The 19,417-nt window shown below is 69.8% G+C and carries 18 protein-coding genes, 1 pseudogene and 1 riboswitch; of the genes and pseudogenes, 9 read left to right on the forward strand and 10 right to left on the reverse strand.

What is annotated here, in order from left to right; all coding sequences use genetic code 11:
- Positions 1-54 precede the first annotated feature (54 nt).
- The 6 genes from OG456_RS10435 to OG456_RS10460 all read left to right on the forward strand — a co-directional run bounded on the left by OG456_RS10435 (position 55) and on the right by OG456_RS10460 (position 5,738).
- Positions 55-552 carry an Lrp/AsnC family transcriptional regulator gene (locus OG456_RS10435; protein ID WP_266559497.1) on the forward strand — a complete coding sequence of 166 codons (498 nt, stop codon included), beginning with the start codon at positions 55-57 and terminating at the stop codon, positions 550-552.
- The gene (locus OG456_RS10440; protein WP_266559499.1) at positions 537-1,916 is read left to right on the forward strand and encodes an aspartate aminotransferase family protein; all 1,380 of its coding nucleotides are present in this window, start codon (positions 537-539) and stop codon (positions 1,914-1,916) included. The genes OG456_RS10435 and OG456_RS10440 overlap by 16 nt, the downstream gene beginning before the upstream one ends.
- A gap of 194 nt (positions 1,917-2,110) precedes the next feature.
- Entirely contained in the window at positions 2,111-2,857 is a 747-nt protein-coding gene (locus OG456_RS10445; RefSeq protein ID WP_266559501.1) for an ABC transporter ATP-binding protein, read from the forward strand.
- On the forward strand, positions 2,839-4,005 hold the full coding sequence (locus OG456_RS10450) for a hypothetical protein (RefSeq protein ID WP_266559502.1): 1,167 nt from the start codon (positions 2,839-2,841) through the stop codon (positions 4,003-4,005). The genes OG456_RS10445 and OG456_RS10450 overlap by 19 nt, the downstream gene beginning before the upstream one ends.
- A 153-nt stretch (positions 4,006-4,158) precedes the next feature.
- Positions 4,159-4,566 carry a VOC family protein gene (locus OG456_RS10455; protein ID WP_266559504.1) on the forward strand — a complete coding sequence of 136 codons (408 nt, stop codon included), beginning with the start codon at positions 4,159-4,161 and terminating at the stop codon, positions 4,564-4,566.
- Between the two features lie 32 nt (positions 4,567-4,598).
- A complete protein-coding gene (locus tag OG456_RS10460; protein WP_266559506.1) occupies positions 4,599-5,738 on the forward strand; it encodes an LOG family protein in 1,140 nt (379 codons plus the stop codon).
- A 63-nt stretch (positions 5,739-5,801) separates the two neighbouring features.
- Here OG456_RS10460 and OG456_RS10465 read toward each other — a convergent pair whose 3' ends face one another.
- The 5 genes from OG456_RS10465 to rlmN form a co-directional block, all read right to left on the reverse strand.
- Entirely contained in the window at positions 5,802-6,623 is an 822-nt protein-coding gene (locus OG456_RS10465; protein ID WP_266559508.1) for a maleylpyruvate isomerase family mycothiol-dependent enzyme, read from the reverse strand.
- A 10-nt stretch (positions 6,624-6,633) separates the two neighbouring features.
- Positions 6,634-7,692 carry an ABC transporter ATP-binding protein gene (locus OG456_RS10470; protein WP_266559510.1) on the reverse strand — a complete coding sequence of 353 codons (1,059 nt, stop codon included), beginning with the start codon at positions 7,690-7,692 and terminating at the stop codon, positions 6,634-6,636.
- Complete coding sequence (locus tag OG456_RS10475; RefSeq protein ID WP_266559512.1) at positions 7,692-9,302, reverse strand: iron ABC transporter permease; 1,611 nt, start codon at positions 9,300-9,302, stop codon at positions 7,692-7,694. Before OG456_RS10475 ends, OG456_RS10470 begins: the two co-directional genes overlap by 1 nt.
- A 107-nt stretch (positions 9,303-9,409) precedes the next feature.
- Positions 9,410-10,486, reverse strand: a complete 1,077-nt coding sequence (locus OG456_RS10480; protein ID WP_266569140.1) for a thiamine ABC transporter substrate binding subunit — start codon at positions 10,484-10,486, stop codon at positions 9,410-9,412.
- 88 nt (positions 10,487-10,574) lie between these two features.
- Positions 10,575-10,680: riboswitch (TPP riboswitch) on the reverse strand.
- 34 nt (positions 10,681-10,714) lie between these two features.
- Complete coding sequence (gene rlmN, locus OG456_RS10485) at positions 10,715-11,821, reverse strand: 23S rRNA (adenine(2503)-C(2))-methyltransferase RlmN (protein ID WP_266559514.1); 1,107 nt, start codon at positions 11,819-11,821, stop codon at positions 10,715-10,717.
- 274 nt (positions 11,822-12,095) lie between these two features.
- Here rlmN and OG456_RS10490 point away from each other — a divergent pair, with 274 nt between their 5' ends.
- Together OG456_RS10490 and OG456_RS10495 are read left to right on the forward strand one after the other, a co-directional pair.
- Positions 12,096-12,299 (forward strand): hypothetical protein, encoded by a 204-nt coding sequence (locus OG456_RS10490; protein WP_266559516.1) that lies wholly within the window; start codon positions 12,096-12,098, stop codon positions 12,297-12,299.
- Between the two features lie 312 nt (positions 12,300-12,611).
- On the forward strand, positions 12,612-13,214 hold the full coding sequence (locus OG456_RS10495; protein WP_266559518.1) for a hypothetical protein: 603 nt from the start codon (positions 12,612-12,614) through the stop codon (positions 13,212-13,214).
- 423 nt (positions 13,215-13,637) lie between these two features.
- Here the strand turns inward: OG456_RS10495 and OG456_RS10500 are convergent, their stop codons facing one another.
- From OG456_RS10500 to rpsB, 5 genes are all read right to left on the reverse strand, one after another.
- A complete protein-coding gene (locus OG456_RS10500; RefSeq protein ID WP_266559520.1) occupies positions 13,638-14,930 on the reverse strand; it encodes a phosphatidate cytidylyltransferase in 1,293 nt (430 codons plus the stop codon).
- A 7-nt stretch (positions 14,931-14,937) separates the two neighbouring features.
- The gene (gene frr, locus OG456_RS10505) at positions 14,938-15,495 is read right to left on the reverse strand and encodes a ribosome recycling factor (protein ID WP_093780078.1); all 558 of its coding nucleotides are present in this window, start codon (positions 15,493-15,495) and stop codon (positions 14,938-14,940) included.
- A gap of 127 nt (positions 15,496-15,622) precedes the next feature.
- Entirely contained in the window at positions 15,623-16,393 is a 771-nt protein-coding gene (pyrH, locus tag OG456_RS10510; RefSeq protein ID WP_100595086.1) for a UMP kinase, read from the reverse strand.
- A 210-nt stretch (positions 16,394-16,603) separates the two neighbouring features.
- On the reverse strand, positions 16,604-17,440 hold the full coding sequence (gene tsf, locus OG456_RS10515) for a translation elongation factor Ts (protein WP_266559526.1): 837 nt from the start codon (positions 17,438-17,440) through the stop codon (positions 16,604-16,606).
- A 93-nt stretch (positions 17,441-17,533) separates the two neighbouring features.
- The gene (gene rpsB / locus OG456_RS10520) at positions 17,534-18,460 is read right to left on the reverse strand and encodes a 30S ribosomal protein S2 (protein WP_266559528.1); all 927 of its coding nucleotides are present in this window, start codon (positions 18,458-18,460) and stop codon (positions 17,534-17,536) included.
- 299 nt (positions 18,461-18,759) lie between these two features.
- Here rpsB and OG456_RS10525 point away from each other — a divergent pair.
- Positions 18,760-19,239 (forward strand): annotated as a pseudogene (locus OG456_RS10525) (peptidoglycan DD-metalloendopeptidase family protein); the annotation flags it as partial.
- Positions 19,240-19,417 lie beyond the last annotated feature (178 nt).

A 19,417-nucleotide genomic window follows, 5' to 3' on the forward strand; every position in this document is an offset into this window, starting at 1 on the left:
ATTTCATCGATCCGGGCTTGCGGAACTGTCGACTCCTCGTGCATGGTGGGGGACGTGGCCAGTCGCAGCGCAGACCCAAAGGGATCGAGGAACGGCAACGGCACCCCGCCGCTCGACGCCGTTTCCCTCGCCATCATCGAACAGCTCCAGGAAGACGGCCGTAGGCCGTACGCAGCTATCGGCAAGGCCGTGGGCCTCTCCGAAGCGGCCGTGCGACAGCGCGTCCAGAAGCTGCTCGACCAGGGCGTGATGCAGATCGTCGCCGTCACGGACCCACTCACCGTGGGCTTCCGACGCCAGGCGATGGTCGGCATCAACGCGGAGGGTGACCTCGATCCCGTCGCCGAAGCGCTGACGGCCATGCCGGAAGTCGAGTACGTGGTCATGACCGCGGGCTCGTTCGACCTCCTCGCGGAGGTCGTGTGTGAGGACGACGACCAACTCCTGGACGTCATCAACAAACGCATCCGGACCCTTCCCGGCGTGCGCTCCACCGAGAGCTTCGTCTACCTCAAGCTCAAGAAGCAGACCTATATGTGGGGAACCCGATAGCCGTGAGCAAGGACCTCAGCCGAACCGCGTACGACCACCTGTGGATGCACTTCACCCGCATGTCGTCCTACGAGAACGCGCCCGTTCCCACCATCGTGCGTGGCGAGGGCACCTACATCTACGACGACCAGGGCAAGAAGTACCTCGACGGGCTCTCCGGCCTGTTCGTGGTGCAGGCCGGCCACGGACGCCGGGAGCTTGCCGAGGTCGCCGCCAAGCAGGCGACCGAGCTGGCCTTCTTCCCCGTGTGGTCGTACGCCCACCCGAAGGCTGTGGAGCTGGCCGAGCGCCTCGCCCACTACGCCCCGGGTGACCTCAACAAGGTCTTCTTCTCCACCGGTGGTGGCGAGGCCGTCGAGACCGCCTGGAAGCTTGCGAAGCAGTACCACAAGCTCAACGGCAACCACACCAAGTACAAGGTCATCTCCCGCGCGGTCGCCTACCACGGCACCCCGCAGGGCGCCCTGTCGATCACCGGCCTGCCGGCCCTGAAGGCCCCCTTCGAGCCGCTGGTCCCCGGCGCGCACAAGGTGCCGAACACCAACATCTACCGCGCCCCGATCCACGGCGACGACCCGGTGGCCTTCGGCCGCTGGGCCGCCGACCAGATCGAGCAGGAGATCCTCTTCGAGGGTCCCGAGACCGTCGCCGCGGTCTTCCTCGAGCCGGTGCAGAACGCCGGTGGCTGCTTCCCGCCGCCGCCCGGCTACTTCGAGCGTGTGCGCGAGATCTGCGACAAGTACGACGTACTGCTCGTCTCGGACGAGGTCATCTGCGCCTTCGGCCGCCTCGGCACGATGTTCGCCTGTGACAAGTTCGGCTACATCCCGGACATCATCACCTGCGCCAAGGGCATGACATCGGGCTACTCCCCGATCGGTGCGACCATCGTCTCCGACCGGATCGCGGCGCCGTTCTACAAGGGTGACAACACCTTCCTGCACGGCTACACCTTCGGTGGCCACCCGGTCTCCTCGGCCGTGGCGCTCGCCAACCTCGACCTGTTCGAGCGCGAGGGTCTCAACCAGCACGTGCTCGACAACGAGGCCAGCTTCCTCAAGACGCTGCAGAAGCTGCACGACCTGCCGATCGTCGGCGACGTCCGCGGCAACGGCTTCTTCTACGGCATCGAGCTCGTCAAGGACAAGGACACCAAGGAGTCCTTCACGGACGAGGAGTCGGAGCGCGTGCTCTACGGCTTCGTGTCCAAGAAGCTCTACGAGTACGGCCTGTACTGCCGCGCCGACGACCGTGGTGACCCGGTCATCCAGCTGTCGCCGCCGCTGATCTCGGACCAGTCCACCTTCGACGAGATCGAGGGCATCATCCGCCAGGTCCTCACGGAGGCCTGGAGCAAGATCTGAGCCTGACGGCTCCCGCGGCCCGGCTGCGCCCATCCGAGTGAGATGGGGGCGGCCGGGCCGCGTCATTTCCCGACCCGCGCCGGCGAATACCTAGCGTGCCCAGTGACCGATCGGCCCTGCCTTCGTTCCCCCGTAAGGGGGACCGCTCGTCTTACGGCATTTCTGATCTGCAGTCTCTGAACGAGGTGTTCGCCATGGTGGCCCCACCGGACAACGACGTGCTCTGGGCACGCGCCCTGCACTTCTCCCACAACGGCTCGCCCGCGCTCACCGGCGTCTCGCTCGGTGTCCGCGAGGGCGAGATCCTCGCCGTCACAGGGCCGCGTGGCAGCGGCAAGACGACGCTCCTGCAGTGCCTCTCCGGCCAGCTTCTGCCACAGCAGGGCGAGGTCTGGTTCAACAGCACCCCCGTGCACACCATGCGCCCGCTCGTCAGGGAACGCCTGCGCCGCGACCGCTTCGCCTGGATCGACCCCGAGCCCCACCTCGTGCCCGAGCTGAACGCCTGGGAGAACACGGCACTCGCCCTGATGATGCGCGGCGGCAGCCGCCGCGCCGCCAAGGCCAGTGCCCTGGAATGGCTGGAGCGCCTCGACATCGGCATGTGCGCCCGCAAGCGCCCGCACGCCCTGATCCAGTCGGAACGCCAGCGCGTCGCCATCGCCCGCGCCCTGGTCACCGCGCCCTCGGTGCTCTTCGCCGACGAGCCCACCGCGCCCCTGCACCGCGCCGACCGTGCCCACGTCCTGCGCACCCTGATGGCCGCGTCCCGCTCGCACGGCATCACCGTCGTCCTCGCCACGCACGACACCGAGGTGGCCGCCCTGGCCGACCGCACGATGTCGCTCCTCGACGGGCGCCGCGTGAACACCGTCCATCTGCCCGGGGTACCCGGCGCCACCGACGCGGAAGGCCGGGCCGCGTGCTCGCTCTCCGTCTAGCCCGCGGGGGCCATCCCGCCGTCCAGCTGCGCAGGCTCCTGGTCGCGGCCGCCTCCGCCGGCACCGGATTCCTCCTGCTGTGCACGCTCGGCTACGCGATGGGCCACCCCGACGCCTCCACCGGATCCGTACTGCGCCTGGCCTGGTGCGTGGTGCCGATCGCAGCGACCGTCCACCTCGCCGTCGCCGTCGCCCGCACCGATCCGGGCACCAGGCCACGTCCCGGCCTGTCCGCGGTCGGCCTCGGCCCGGCACGCCTCACGCTCATCTCGGCGATCTCCACCGCGGTCGCCTGCACGCTCGGCTCGATGCTGGCGCTGCTGGTCTTCCTGCACCTGCGCGGAGACCTCTCCGGGCTGCCCTTCGACGGGGCGGCACGCGGTCTCCTGGCCGCCGACCGGCCCCTGCCCCTGGCCGCCACCCTGACCCTGCTCGCCCTGGTCCCGCTCACCGCGTCCGGCGCCTCCGCCCTCGTGCTGCGCCCGCGCGCCGCCAAGGCCGGCGAGCCCCAGCCGGACCCACGCGATCCCGCCGCCCCGGTGCCCGCGCCGACCGGCCTGCCCTGGGGCGTGGCGTTGCTGGCCATGGGCCTCGCCGTGGAGACATACGCCTCCCGCGCGCAAGGCACTGCGGGGTTCCCCATGCCGGGCGGTCTCGGCGGCAGCCCGGCGGGTGTGTTGGCCGGCTGGACGCTGACGGCCCTCGGCCTCGCGCTCGCGGGTCCCGGACTCACCTACCAGTGCGGCCGGGCCCTTCAGTCGGTGCGGCCCGGGGCGGCGCGGCTCCTGGCGGGCCGGGTACTCCAGGAGGAGGCCCGTCGTATCGGCCGCCCCCTGGGCGTGGTCTGCGCGGTGGCCTCCGGCGCGTACGCGGGGCTCACCCTCTGGTCGGGACGTCAGCCCGACCTCGGCCCGCTGTCCGCGCTCGGCGCCGTCCTCGTCATGGGCTGCACGGTCGCCACGCTCCTGACGGCCGCGATCGAGGCCAAGCACGCCCGCTCCGACACCACGGCCGCCCTGCTCCGTCTCGGCGCCCCCACGAGTCTCCTCCGGGGCGCGGCCGGGCTGCGCGCGGCGGCACTGCTCGCCGTGTTCGGCCTGCTGACGTGGACGGTCGCGGAACTGGCGGCGCTCCCACTCGCGGCCTGAGCGGGCCCGCACCCCCTCGTCGCGGGCCCCCGAAAAAAGGGTCGGAAGAAAGTTCGCGGCGAGCGATGAGTTACGGGCGAGCGGCACGTCTAACCCTGCGTACGGCACAGCGACGCAACACCGAGACCAGCGAGCGAAAGAGACGGCCCCACCATGTACCAGCAGATGATCTTCCCGAACCTCGCCGTGAACGACCTCGACGCGTCGAAGAAGTTCTTCACCGAGCTCGGGTACTCGATCAACCCGCAGTTCTCCGACGAGACCTGCGCCTCCATCGTGGTCAGCGAGCACATCGTGGTCATGCTGCTCACCAAGGAGAAGTACGCCGCCTTCACGAAGAAGACGATCGTCGACTCGACCAAGAACACCGAGGTGCTCCTGTGTCTGAGCGCCGAGAGCCGCGAGAAGGTCGACGAGCTCGTCGACAAGGCGATCGCCGCGGGCGGCACCGAGACCGGCGAGAAGCAGGACCACGGCTTCATGTACGGCCGCGCCTTCGACGACCCGGACGGCCACACCTGGGAGATCATGTGGATGGACCCGGCGGCCGTCCAGGGCTGATCTTCAGGAGTGCCGCGCCCTAGCATGGGCGGGTGCAGACCCCTGAACCCGCCCCGCGCAGGCCCGCGATCCCGCACACGGACGCCGGCCGTGAGATCGAGACGCTCGACGAGTTCGACGAGGTCGTGGCCGCGCACGGCTCACTCGCCGGACGCCGCGTGCAGGCCGTCGACCTGACGGAGCGTACGGACGAGCTGCTCACCCTGGACGCCGAGGGCGCCGTCTTCCTCGGCTGTCCGATGGGGCCCGACGCCGCGGCCCGGATCCGGGCCACCGGCGCCCTGGTCTTCCCGCCGGTCCCCGGCCTCCCCTTCGACCCGTACCGGGGCCGTCTCTACTCCTCCGACGAGTTGTTCGCGGGTCTCGCGGAGGGCGGATACGAGTCGACGCCGGACGCCCGCGCGTACGACTGGTTCCAGCAGACCAAGGCCGACCACGACGTCTTCGCGTCGATGCTGCGGGCCGTGCACGACGACTCCGTCTCCGACGCCCTCGACGAACTCCTCGTCGGCACAAGGGTGGTGGGGGTCATGGGCGGTCACGCGATGGCGCGTGGCACGGACGGGTACGCGGGCGCGGCGCGGCTCGGCAGGACGCTCGCGCGGTCCGGGGTCACCGTCGCCACGGGCGGCGGTCCGGGCGCGATGGAGGCGGCGAACCTGGGCGCGTACGCGGCACGGTTCGACGACGGGATGCTGACCGAGGCGCTCCGGCTCCTGTCCGCCGCCCCCTCGTTCACCCCGTCCGTCACGGCGTGGGCCTCGGCCGCCTTCGAGGTGCGCTCCCGGTGGCCGGACGGCGGCGACTCGGTCGGCATCCCCACCTGGTTCTACGGGCACGAGCCGCCGAACGCCTTCGCCGGGCACATCGCGAAGTACTTCGCGAACGCCACCCGCGAGGACGGCCTCCTGGCCCGCTCGAACGCGGGCGTGGTCTTCCTGCCGGGCGCGGCCGGCACCGTCCAGGAGATATTCGACAACGCGACGCCGAACTACTACGAGTCCCGGGGCGCGCCCACCCCTATGGTCCTCGTCGGCCGCGCCCACTGGACGGAGCGCCTGCCGGCCTGGCCGCTGCTCACCGCCCTGGCCCGCGAACGCTCGATGGACGCGCGGATCGCGCTGGTGGACACGGTGGAGGAAGCGGCGGGCGCGCTCGCGAAGCTGGGCTGAGCTCTTCGGCGGGCTGAACTCGGGCCGGACTCTTTGGCGGACGGTCCGGAAGCCGGGCCCGGGCTACCCGAACGTCGCCCGTTCCAGCCAGAAGTCCAGCAGCTCCCGCTCCCCCAGGACCTCCACGCGTCCGCCGTCGAGGGGCGCGCGCCGATAGAACGCGAGCAGCACATCCGTCAGCGGCCCCCGCAGGGCGACGGTCGCCTTCTCGTGGCCGCGGCGCCAGGTGAACCCGTCCTCGCCCAGCTCGACCAGCCATTCGGCGTTCAGCTCCGCCGGTGCGTCGGTGGCGTGGAGGTGCAGACTGCGCCCGCCGCCGCGCAGCTCCGCCGCGTTGTCCGACGGGTCCGCCCCCTGGGTGTACTGGACGATCTGCAGCCATTCGTCGACCGCGTCGGCCGCGATCTCGGGCACCACGTCGTAGTCGGTCTTCGCCGCGAGCGCCGCGTCCGCGCGGTGGATGACGGTCTCATGGGTCATGCGGCGGGCCCAGAATCCGGTGGAGTGCTCCCAGGCCCAGGTCCATACGGCTGTGTCCGGACCCGCGGCGCGCAGCGCGCCGGCGGTCAGCGCGGCCCCCTCCGTGAGCCAGTCGGCGAGGGCGGCCGGGTCGTCGCCGCCGGTGAAGTGCGGCACCTGCTCCTCCGAGACCGGACCGGTGGTCCTGGTCCGAACGATCGTCTCGACCCAGCGGTGGGCTCGGCCCACATGGAGGGCGAGGTCGCGCAGGGTCCAGTCAGGACACGTCGGCACCGTCACCGAAAGGTCGGCGCCCGCCAGATGGTCCGTCAACAGGGCGGTCTGGGCGATGATTTCGTCGCAGTAGCGGTCATGCGTCAGGAGTCCTGGGGCAGGTGAGGGCGCGAGTGCAGCGGTGTCGGTCATGTGCCGGACCCTATGCGGGAGCAGCACCGTCCAGCACCACGATTTCGCCCGCGTCGAACGCCACCCCGACCTCGTCCCCCGGCTCCGGCGCGTCCCGCAGCGCGCAGGCCGCTTCGAGGCGGGGCGCTCCCGTGGCCTGGAGGTGCACGGCGACATGCGTGCCACGGAAGGTGCGCGCGGTGACCGTGCACGTCGACCGGGCCTCGGCGGCGGGCACGAGGCGTACGCCCGCGGGCCTCACCAGGATCTTGGCGCCGCGGCCCTGCGGGGACCCCGCGGGCACGGGCACCTTTCCCCAAGGCGTGTCGGCCGCCTCCCCGACGATCGTGGCGTCGGCCACGTTGTCGAAGCCGAGGAAGCGCGCCACGAACTCGTCGGCCGGGTGCTGCCAGACCTCAAGTGGCGTACCGGACTGGGCGATCCGTCCGTCGCGCATCACCACGACGCGGTCGGCGAGCGCGAAGGCCTCGCCCTGGTCGTGCGTCACGGCAAGCACGGTCGTACCCAACGCGCCGAAGAGTTCCCTGAGTTCGACGACCAGACGCTCCCGCAGCGAGCGGTCGAGCTGGCCGAGCGGCTCGTCGAGCATGAGCAGACGGGGTCGCGGGGCGAGCGCCCTGGCGAGGGCGACGCGCTGCTGCTCGCCGCCGGACAGCGAGGCCACGGCGCGCCCATCAGCTCCGGGCAGCCCGACGAGTGCCAGCAACTCCCGTACGCGGTCCTGCTGTTCGGAGCGTACGGCGCCGTGCATCCGCAGCCCGAAGGCGACATTGCCGCCCACGTCGCGCTGCGGGAACAGCTGGTGGTCCTGGAACATGAGGCCGACGCCCCGCCGGTGCGCGGGTACGCCCGACTGGTCACGGCCGTCGAGGAACACGCGGCCCCCGTCGAGCCCCTGGAGCCCGGCCACGACCCGCAGCAGCGTCGACTTGCCGCTGCCGCTGGGGCCGAGCACGCACACGATCTCGTGCTCGGCGACCTCCAGATCGACCCGGTCGAGCGCAGCATGCGCCGTTCTGGACGGACCGCCGAACCGCACGGTCGCGTCGTCCAGGGTCAGCAGGGCCATCAGAACTCCCCCGTCGTACGGTCCGTGCGGATGCGTTCGAGCAGCAGCAGCGACACCGCGCACACCACCATGAGAATGGTCGAAAGGGCCATCGCCTGCCCGTAGTTGAGGTCACCGGCTCGGCCGAGAAGCCGCGCCACGGCGACCGGCAGGGTCGGGTGGTCCGGGCGGGCGATGAAGACGGTCGCCCCGAACTCGCCGAGCGACACGGCGAACGCGAACCCTGCCGCGATCAGCAGGGCCCTGCGTACCATCGGCAGATCGACCTCGCGCCAGGCCCGCAGCGGCGAGGCACCGAGGACGGCGGCGGCCTCGCGCAGCCGCCCGTCGACCGCGCGCAGGACCGGCAGCATGGTGCGGACGACGAAGGGCACCCCGACGAGGGCCTGGGCCAGCGGAACCAGGATCCAGGTCCCGCGCAGGTCGAGGGGCGGCTTGTCCAGAGTGATCAGGAAGCCGAAGCCGACGGTGACGGCGGAGACGCCGAGCGGCAGCATGAGGAGCGCGTCGAAGCCCCGTACGAGACGGCCGGCCCTCCGCGTCAGGGCCGCGGCGGCGAGTCCGCCGATCACGACCGCGATGGCGGTGGCGGCGAGCGCGTACGTGAGGGAGTTCCCGATCGCCTCGATCGGCGGCACCAGGAACACACCGCTGTCGGACGAGGTGAGCGCCTTGTAGTAGGCGAGCCCGAAGCCGTCCGGCCCCTCGAAGGACCTCTGGATCAGCACACCGAGCGGCAGCAGGATCAGCACCGCGACCGTGGCGACCACCCCGGCGAGCAGCGCCCACTGGCCCGAGCCGTGCGGGCGCCGGGCGGTGTGCGCCGCGTCGACGAGGCGCAGCGCGCTCTCCCGCCGGCGCACGCTCCAGGCGTGCACGGCGAGGATGATCCCTACGGCGGCGAACTGCACGATCGTGAGGACGGCCGCCGTGGCGAGGTCGAAGATCTGCGCGGTCTGCCGGTAGATCTCCACCTCAAGAGTGGAGAACGTCGGCCCGCCGAGGATCTGGACCACGCCGAACGACGTGAACGTGAAGAGGAAGACCATCAGCGCGGCGGCCGCGACGGCCGGCCCGAGCGCGGGCAGCGTCACCTTCCGCCACGCCGTCCAGCGGGAGGCGCCCAGCATCCGGGCGGCCTCCTCCTGCCGCGGGTCGAGCTGCGACCACAGTCCGCCGACGGTGCGCACGACGACGGCGTAGTTGAAGAAGACATGGGCGAGCAGGATCGCCCACACCGTGGTGTCGAGGCGTACCCCCCACAGGCCGTCGAGCAGCCCGCCGCGGCCGACCAGCGCCAGGAACGCCGTGCCGACGACGACGGTCGGCAGCACGAACGGCACGGTGACGGCGGCCCTCAGAATCTGCTTGCCCCTGAACTCGAAGCGCGCGAAGACGTACGCGCCGGGGAGCGCGATCAACAGTGTGAGCACGGTCGAGGCGACCGCCTGCCAGGTCGTGAACCACAGGACGTGCCGGATGTCGGACTGCCCGAGCACGTCGGCGATCCGCCCGAACTGCCAGTGGCCGCCCGCCTTCAGGCCGCGGGAGACGATCGCCGCGACCGGATAGGCGAAGAAGATCCCGAAGAACGCGACGGGCACGGCCATCAGGCCGAGCCGCGCCGCGCTCCCGCGCCGACGACCCTTACGGGGCTCCGCCTGAGGCTTTACCGGGTGCTTTACCGGGCGCTCTGCCGGAGGTCCTCCGGGGCGCGTTACTTCAGTACGAGTGAGGTCCACGACTTGACCCAGGCGTCACGGTTGTCGGCGATCTTCTTCGGAGCCATGGTCTTCGGGGCATCGACCTTGACGTCGTACTTCGCGTAATCAGCGGGCAGGACCGCGTCCTTCGTCACCGGGTCCACGAACATGTTCAGCGGCATGTCCTGCTGGAACTCCTTCGCGATGAGGAAGTCGAGGAGCGCCTTGCCGCCCTTCTCGTTCTTCGCGTTGCTCAGCAGGCCGGCGAACTCGGTCTGGCGGAAGCAGGTGCCGGTCGCGACCCCGGTCGGGGCGGTCTTCGGCTGCGGGTCCGAGTAGATCGCCTCGGCCGGTGGCGACGACGCGTACGACACGACGAGCGGCCGGTCGCCGCCCGCCTTCCTGCCACCGGCGGAGCCCGAGAACTCCTCGTTGTAGGCCTGCTCCCAGCCGTCGACGACCTTCACGCCGTTGGCCTCGAGCTTCTTCCAGTAGCCCTGCCAGCCGTTGTCGCCGTACTGCGCGGCGCTGCCCAGCAGGAAGCCGAGGCCGGGTGACGACGTCGACACGTTCTCCGTGACCAGCAGGTTCTTGTACGCGGGCTTGGCGAGGTCGTCGAACGAGGCGGGCGGCGTCAGCTTGTGATCGGCGAAGTACTTCTTGTCGTAGTTGACGCAGATGTTGCCGGTGTCGATCGGGGTGACCCGGTGCTTGTCCTTGTCGAGCTGGTACTCGGTCCCCACCTGCTCCAGGCCCTCGGCCTCGTACGGCTGGAAGAGGCCGTTGTCGAGGGCGCGCGACAGGAGTGTGTTGTCGACGCCGAAAAGGACGTCGCCCTGCGGGTTCTCCTTGGACAGGATGGCCTTGTTCACGGCCTCGCCCGCGTCACCGTCCTTCAGGACCGTGACCTTGTAGCCGGAGCGCTTCTCGAAGTCCTTGAGCACGTTCTTGGACACGGCCCAGGAGTCATGGCTGACGAGGGTGACGGTCTTGGAGTCCGCCGAGTCCTTGCCGGAGTCGGATCCCCCGCACGCGGAGAGCGTGACGAGTCCGAGACCGGCCGCCACGGCGACGGCCGTGGCCTTGATGATGGTGCTCACTTAAGTTCCCTCCTGGGTGACCAGGAAGAGACGCGGCCCTGCCCGGGATCGCGGACGAATCCCGGGCAGGGCACAACAGCTTGAGTGGCGACCGAACTTCCTACCCAGAATGACCTGGGCAAGGTTCAGAGGGTCTGCGGCCGATGCCGCACTCTCAGCGCTGTGGCGCTCCCCTGTCGGAATATGAAGATGTAAGAAGATGTACGTACGCCAGTCAGGTTACCGCTCGGTGGCGGCGAGCTGACCGCACGCCCCGTCGATCTCCTGGCCACGGGTGTCGCGGACGGTGACCGGCACGCCGTGGGCCGCGATGGCGTCGACGAACGCCTTCTCGTCCTCGGGGCGCGAGGCCGTCCACTTCGAGCCCGGGGTCGGGTTCAGCGGGATCAGGTTGACGTGGACGCGCTTGCCCTTGAGTAGGCGGCCGAGCCGGTCGCCACGCCAGGCCTGGTCGTTGATGTCCCGGATGAGCGCGTACTCGATGGAGATGCGGCGGCCCGACTTCTCGGAGTACTCCCACGCCGCGTCGAGGACCTCGCGGACCTTCCATCGCGTGTTGACCGGGACGAGGGTGTCGCGCAGGTCGTCGTCGGGGGCGTGCAGCGAGACGGCGAGGCGGCACTTGAGTCCCTCGTCGGCGAACCGGTGCATGGCGGGGACCAGACCGACGGTCGAGACGGTGATCCCGCGCTGCGAGAGGCCGACGCCGTCCGGCTCGGGGTCGGTGAGCGCGCGGATGGCGCCGACGACCCGCTTGTAGTTGGCCAGCGGCTCGCCCATGCCCATGAAGACGATGTTGCTCAGGCGCGCCGGGCCGCCCGGGATCTCGCCGTCGCGCAGCGCGCGCATGCCGTCGACGATCTGGTGCACGATCTCGCCCGTCGACAGGTTCCGGTCGAGGCCGGCCTGTCCCGTGGCGCAGAACGGGCAGTTCATTCCGCAGCCGGCCTGCGAGCTGATGCACATGGTGACCCGGTCCGGGTAGCGCATCAGCACGGACTCGACGAGCGTCCCGTCGAAGAGCCGCCACAGGGTCTTGCGGGTGGTGTCCTCGTCGGTCGACAGATGCCGGACGACCGTCATCAGCTCCGGAAGCAGCGCCTCCTGCAGCTTGCTGCGCGAGCCGGCGGGGATGTCGGTCCACTCCGCGGGGTCGTGCGCGAACCGCGAGAAGTAGTGCTGCGACAGCTGCTTGGCGCGGAACGGCTTCTCACCGATCGCGGCGACGGCCTCCTTCCGCTCGGCGGGCGAGAGGTCGGCGAGGTGCCGCGGCGGCTTCTTGGCTCCGCGCGGGGCAACGAAAGTGAGTTCTCCGGGCTTAGGCATAACCCTTCCAGTGTCGCAGATCCACTCGAGTGACCTGGAGGCCAAGAAGTGAGGGGTGGCCGTCGCTGGTCGTCATGTCGCAGGCCACCCTTGGACGGCCCACAGACGGCCCGGCCTCTCGGCTGACGCGGCAGCATCTGTGCAGGTCGGCGGGCTACTGGCCACCTCACGCCTGAGGCCACCCCGCACGCGGCGGGGCGGAGCCGTGGACGTCCGGCCGGAGTCCGATGAGTCCACTTGCCCAGAAAATCGAACACGCGCTCTAATTCGAGACATGGACTACCCCATCTCTGACGACGTTCTGAACACACAGCGCGAGTGGGCCGTCACATACGAGCGGCTCGCCGAGCAACCGGGCCGCACCGCACTGCGACGCCGCTTGTACCGCCTCTCCGTGCGACTGGCGGCCTACCCCCTCAGCCCCGCGGAGCGCGTGGAACTGCGACGGCAGGCCCGAGGTGAGGGAGGCCCGACGTGATCGGCCATCCGACCGAGCTGTCCCTATGCCGGCGATCTCGGCATCCCGGCCCCCGCCCGGCCCGCTGCCGTCGGATGGGCGGCAGTCGGGCCGTACCGCCTGCCATCCCGGCTGCACTGCGGTCTCGCCTGAAACCGGATTCTGGCGCTATGTCAGAAAACTTTGAGATATGCACTTTCCGCAGGAATTCCACTCACTCGGCAGCCTGATGTCACACGTTGAGATGCCCTGAAATGACAGCCGATGAGCCGATTATTACGTTCGTTGCAGGTCGGCTGTCCAGCTGGCATCTCTGAGACAGGGAGGAGTGACATGCCCACGCGAATCTTTGCCGTGTCCGCCGCCGCGGTGGGCGCAGCGGTCCTTGCCACCGGCATCACCTATGCCGCGCAGTCCGAATCGACCCAGGCCGCCCCACCGGCCAAGCAAGCCGCACCGCAGGCCAAGCGGGACGCACCGCCGGCCAAGCGGGCCGCCCCGCCCGTCAAGCAGGCCGCCCCCGCGACGGCTCCCCGCGGTACCGACAGCACTGACGGCAATGGCGGCAGGGGGAACGAGCGCCGTGGCCACGAGGACGGTGGCCACGAGGACCGTGACCGTGGCTACGGCGGCAAGAAGGAGGGAAGAATCCAGTTCAACGAACGGACGTACTCCGGCCGCATGGAGGGCTGCATCCCCGCTGCCAGCGGGCTGGGCTCAACCAGTTTCAGCATCGACAACGACAGCGACGCGACCGTTGAGGTCTACCGCGGGTTCAACTGCGACAACGGAGCGCCGGTGGCCACGGTCGGCCCCTACGGCGCTACTTATGGAGTCGCGCCCCGAACCGGCCAAGAGGGCGGCCAGGGAGGCGTCTTCGTCGACGACGGGGTCGTGGGCAGTTTCCGGGTGATCCACGACCACGACGAGTGGTGACACCACCATCGCCGGCCCGTCGGAATCGGGCCGGCGATGGCGGCCTCGTCCCGCTGGCGTCCGCTCTGCTGGACGCCTGCGAGAGCATCAAGGCCGTCGGTCAGTACCTTGGGCACACCGACCGGCGCTGACTCTGCGGGTGCACGCCCACCTCACGCCGTCGAGTCAGGAGCGCACGAGGAACGCGTACGACCGGTTGGTCCCGCCCATTCCCCGCGAGCCTGACGGCCCAGTGACACGCAACAGGTCCTCCACACACCAAACGTGCAGGTAGAGGGCCTGTTGTCACCGGATCACCACCAGCTCTTCGGGCCCAGGCATGACCCTTTCGGTGTCGCAGGCATCCGACAACAGGCCCGCCGCCCTGCGGACAACGAGCCCGTCGCTTGAATCCGCGCAGGCCGGCCAGGATTTTCGGGCCGGTCAGCCGGCCCCGACAAAGATCACCAGGAGCAGCCAGACCACCGGCGCCGTCGGGAGCAGCGAGTCGAGGCGGTCCATGATCCCGCCGTGCCCGGGGAGAAGCGTGCCCATGTCCTTGATCCCGAGGTCGCGCTTGATCATCGACTCGCCGAGGTCGCCGAGCGTGGCGCTGGCCGCGACCGCGAGCCCGAGCAGCAGACCCTGCCACCAGGCACCGTCGTCGATCAGGAACTGCATGCACAGCGCGCCGGCGGCCATCGCGAACGTCACCGCGCCGACCAGGCCCTCGCGGGTCTTGCCGGGACTGATGCGCGGGGCGAGCTTGTGCTTGCCGAAGCGCCAGCCGATCGCGTACGCGCCGGTGTCACTGACGACCGTGAGCAGCAGGAACGTCAGGACGCGCTGCGGCCCGTCGTCCGCGGTGAGCATCAGCGCCACGAAGGTCGCGAGGAACGGTACGTAGAACGCGGCGAAGACACCGGCCGTGACGTCCCTGAGGTAGCCCTCGGGGGGCTCCGTCATGCGCCAGACCAGGACCGCGAGCGCGGTGAGCGCCATCGCCACCCAGGCGCCCTCGGTGCCGCGGACGTATCCGGCGACGACCATCGCCGCGCCGCCGATCGCGAGCGGCACGAGGGGCGCCTTGATGCCCTTGCGCTCCTCGAGCCGCGAGGTGAGCTCCCAGAGGCCGACGACGACGGCCACTGCTATCACGCCGATGAACACGGCCTTGACGATGAAGAGCGAGGCGACGATCACCGCGCCGAGCCCCACCCCGACTCCTATGGCTGCCCCGAGGTCACGGCCCGCGCTCTTCTTCGGCGGTGCGGGGGCGGGCTGTGCGGCGCTTGGCATGGGCTCCTGCCGGCTCTCGTGCTGCGCCTCGTGCGGCGTCACATACGGCGTCTGGCGATGCGTCTGATGCTGTGTCGGATGCTGCGGTTCGTGCTGTTCCCCGCGCGGCTGATCGTACGGAGAGTTCCCGTGCGGCTGCTCGTGCCGGGTCCCCTGAGGCTGCTCATGCTGGGGCCTCTGAGGCTGCTCGTGCTGCGTCCCGCCCGGCGACTCGTCGCGGAACAGGGGACCGCTCGGCCGAGCAGCCCCCCGATCGTCGTCCTGGTCACGACCACCGGCGGGTACGTCGGGCATTTCGGGCACGATGGGCATGGGCCGAGTCTCCTCAACCGCATGCTGTTCGTACGCGGGACCCGCCGGGGAAGCCCCCGAGGGCCCCTGGTGGGGCGGCCCCCAGTACCCGGCTCCGGTCGGCGCTCCCCAGGAAGAGTCGTTCACGGATTCCTCAGACCTCGAGCAGCTCGGCTTCCTTGTGCTTGAGCAGCTCGTCCACCTGGGCGACGTACTTCGCGGTGGTGTCGTCGAGCTCCTTCTCGGCGCGGCGGCCCTCGTCCTCGCCGACCTCGCCGTCCTTGACGAGCTTGTCGATCGTCTCCTTGGCCTTGCGGCGGATGGAGCGGATCGAGATCTTGGAGTCCTCGGCCTTGGTCTTGGCGACCTTGATGTACTCCTTGCGGCGGTCCTGGGTCAGCTCCGGGAACGTCACACGGATGATGTTGCCGTCGTTGCTCGGGTTGACACCGAGGTCGGAGTCGCGGATCGCCTGCTCGATGTTGCGCAGCGCGCTCTTGTCGAACGGGGTCACCACGGCCATCCGCGGCTCGGGCACGGAGAACGAGGCCAGCTGGTTGATCGGGGTCAGCGCGCCGTAGTAGTCCGCCACGATCTTGTTGAACATCGCCGGGTGCGCACGGCCGGTGCGGATCGCGGCGAAGTCCTCCTTGGCGACCACGACGGCCTTCTCCATCTTCTCCTCGGCCTCGAGGAGGGTCTCTTCGATCACCACTTGCTCCTGCGTGTCTTGAGTGAGGCCCGGCATGCGCCCAGGGCGGCCGGCTGCGTCGTGTGTCTTTCCTGCACGGTGTCCGACCGGCAGGACATTGTCCATCCCCTGGCGGGGGGGGGGCGTGTCAGGCCCGCGTTCCGTGGTCGCCCACGAGCGTGCCGATCTTCTCACCCTTGACCGCTCGCGCGATATTGCCCTCGGCGAGCAGTTCGAAGACGAGGATGGGCAGCTTGTTGTCGCGGCACAGGGTGATCGCGGTCATGTCGGCGACCTTGAGGTCGCGGGTGATGACCTCGCCGTAGCTAAGCGCGTCGAACTTCACGGCCTCGGGGTTGGTCTTCGGGTCGGAGTCGTAGACCCCGTCCACCCCGTTCTTGCCCATGAGCAGCGCCTCGGCGTCGATCTCCAGGGCGCGCTGGGCGGCGGTCGTATCGGTGGAGAAGTACGGCATGCCCATACCGGCGCCGAAGATGACGACGCGGCCCTTCTCCAGGTGACGCACGGCGCGCAGCGGGATGTACGGCTCGGCGACCTGCCCCATGGTGATGGCGGTCTGCACGCGGCTGTCGATGCCCTCCTTCTCCAGGAAGTCCTGGAGCGCGAGGCAGTTCATGACGGTGCCGAGCATGCCCATGTAGTCGGAGCGGGCCCGGTCCATGCCGCGCTGCTGGAGCTCGGCGCCGCGGAAGAAGTTGCCGCCGCCGATGACGACGGCGATCTGCGCGCCGTCGCGCACGACGGCCGCGATCTCACGGGCGATCTTGTGCACCACGTCGGGGTCGACGCCCAGACCCCCGCCACCGGCGAACGCCTCGCCGGACAGCTTCAGCAAAAAGCGCCCCGCGCCTTTGCCGTCGTCGCTCTTGTCGCCCTTGTCGGCCTTGGTGGTGGTCATGGTGATCTCGCCTCTTTACTTGGCACACATACAAAGAAGGCCACTGCCGGTGGGGTGTTGTTCGCATCCCATGCTCGGCAATGGCCTCCTCGTCACATCTGCGGTCGCCCGACGCGCACGCGCGCGTGGCGGCGTACGCGGGAGACTGCTGTCGACCCTACTGGGATCTCGTCGACCCTAGCGGTGTCTTCCGGCTGTCGCGGTACGGACTCAGATGCCGACCTTGATGCGCGAGAAGCGCTTCAGGATGACACCGGCCTCGTCCAGGACCTTCTGCACGGACTTCTTGTTGTCCAGCGCGTACGGCTGACCGAGGAGGGTGGCCTCCTTGAAGAAGCCGTTGACGCGACCCTCGACGATCTTCGGGAGCGCGGCCTCGGGCTTGCCCTCGGCGCGCGTGGTCTCCTCGGCGACGCGACGCTCGGACTCGACGACCTCGGCCGGAACGTCCTCACGGGAGAGGTACTTCGGCGCGAAGGCGGCGATGTGCTGCGCGATGCCCTTGGCGAGGTCCGCGTCGGCCTTGTCCAGCTCGACCAGAACACCGATCTGCGGGGGCAGGTCGGGCATGGTGCGGTGCATGTACGCGGTGACGTACGCGCCGGAGAACTGGGCGAAGCGGTCCAGGACGATCTTCTCGCCGAGGTTGGCGTTGGCCTCGTCGACGTACGCCTGGACGGTCTTGCCGGGCTCGATCTCGGACGCGAGGAGCGCCGCGATGTCGGCCGGGTTCGTCTTGGCGGCGTGCGCGGCGAGGGAGTTCGCGACGGCCTGGAACTTCTCACCCTTGGCGACGAAGTCCGTCTCGCACTTCAGCTCGAGGATGACACCGGAGGTGTTGTCGTCGGCGATGAGGGACACCACGGCGCCGTTCTCGGCGGAGCGGCCCTCGCGCTTGGCGACGCCCTTCTGGCCCTTGATGCGCAGGGCCTCGACGGCCTTGTCGACGCTGCCGTCGGCCTCGTCGAGCGCCTTCTTGCAGTCCATCATGCCGGCGCCCGTGAGCTCGCGGAGCTTCTTGACGTCAGCGGCGGTGTAGTTCGCCATGATCCTGGAATTCTCTCTCGAAGTCTGAAAGATCTACGGGTGAACGGCGGGGGCCGACTCGGCCCCCGCCGTCAACTACCGAACCGGTGAGGTTCAGGCCTGCTCGGCGTCCGCGGCCGGAGCCTCGGCGACAGCCTCGGTGGCAACCTCGGTGACGACCTCGGCCTCGGCGTCGGCGACCTTCTCCGTCTCGGCGGAGGTCTGGACCTCAGCCTCGGCGGCCGGCTGCTCGTCGGCCTTCTTCTCACCCTCGAGCAGGTCGCGCTCCCACTCGGCGAGCGGCTCGCCCGCGGCCTTCTCGCCCGGCTTCTGGTCGCCAGTGGCGGCACCGGAGCGGGCGATGAGGCCCTCGGCGACGGCGTCGGCGATCACGCGGGTGAGCAGGGTGACGGAGCGGATCGCGTCGTCGTTGCCCGGGATCTTGTAGTCGACCTCGTCCGGGTCACAGTTGGTGTCGAGGATGGCGACGACCGGGATGTTGAGCTTCCGGGCCTCACCGACCGCGATGTGCTCCTTCTTGGTGTCCACGATCCAGACGGCGCTGGGCACCTTGGACATCTCGCGGATACCGCCGAGGGTCTTCTCCAGCTTGGCCTTCTCGCGGGAGAGGACGAGCAGCTCCTTCTTGGTGAGGCCGGACGCGGCCACATCCTCGAAGTCGATCTGCTCAAGCTCCTTGAGGCGCTGCAGACGCTTGTAGACGGTCGAGAAGTTGGTGAGCATGCCGCCCAGCCAGCGCTGGTTGACGTAGGGCATGCCGACGCGGGTCGCCTGCTCGGCGATCGCCTCCTGCGCCTGCTTCTTCGTGCCGACGAACATGACCGTGCCGCCGTGGGCGACGGTCTCCTTGACGAACTCGTAGGCGCGGTCGATGTACGACAGCGACTGGAGCAGGTCGATGATGTAGATGCCGTTGCGCTCGGTGAAGATGAAGCGCTTCATCTTCGGGTTCCAGCGACGGGTCTGGTGACCGAAGTGGACGCCGCTTTCCAGCAGCTCCCGCATCGTGACGACGGCCATGGCCGTACTCCTTGGGTTCTCGGTTGCCGCGACCGCAGGATTGCTGTCGCGCCTGACGCCCCGCGCGCTGTGCCACGAGGGACCGAGGAGCGCGGACACCGTCACGAATGAACTGGTGTTGGGGCGTGCGAAGTCGATCCGGTGACCCGGATCGCCATCAGAAGTGTACGGGACCCGCGGGGTGCCGGGTGACGCCGCTGTCCACAACCGGTCGGTAGTCCACAGTTCCGGTCCATGATCCCCGCGGATCGCGTCGGGACGGGACCGTTCAGTGCATGCGACTGATGCTGATGCTGACGATGACCGCGGCGCTGGCGGGCCTCGTGCCGCCCCCGCCGGTACCCGCCGTGGGCGCCGCCTGGCCGGTGGGGACGAGGCCCTCGATCGTACGGGGCTGGGCCCCTCCGGCGACGGAGTACGGGGCGGGCCACCGCGGCGTGGACCTGGCCGCGCCCGTCGGCTCCCCGGTCAGAGCGGTGGCGCGCGGCCGCGTGTCCTTCGCGGGGCGCGTGGCGGGCAGAGGGGTGGTGGCGGTGGAACTGTCCGGAACGGGCGACCCACCGCTGCGAACTACGTACGAACCGGTGACGCCATCGGTGAAGAAGGGCGCCCGGGTAGCGCCCGGCGAGGTGCTGGGCGCACTGGAACCCCCGACAAACCATTGCGGCCCTACGTCATGCCTGCACTGGGGCTTGCTGCGGGGCGACACCTATCTGGACCCGCTGTCACTGCTGCCCCCGCGACTGCTGCGACGAGGTCCGTCGCGACTGCTGCCGGTACCCCCGGCTGCTGCGGCACCGGGACAGGTCCCGCCCGGTGCTGACCCACCGCCGCTGGTCCCGCCGAGGGCTGACCCACCACTGCTGGTCCCGCTGCTGCCGGTCCGGTCGGGCGTTGGTGCCGGTACGGCGCTGGACACCGCACCGGGGCCGGTTCCGTCGCTGCCGGCACCGCCGC

Origin of the sequence: Streptomyces sp. NBC_01446, from assembly GCF_026340095.1 — a bacterium.
Lineage (GTDB): Bacteria > Actinomycetota > Actinomycetes > Streptomycetales > Streptomycetaceae > Streptomyces > Streptomyces aureus.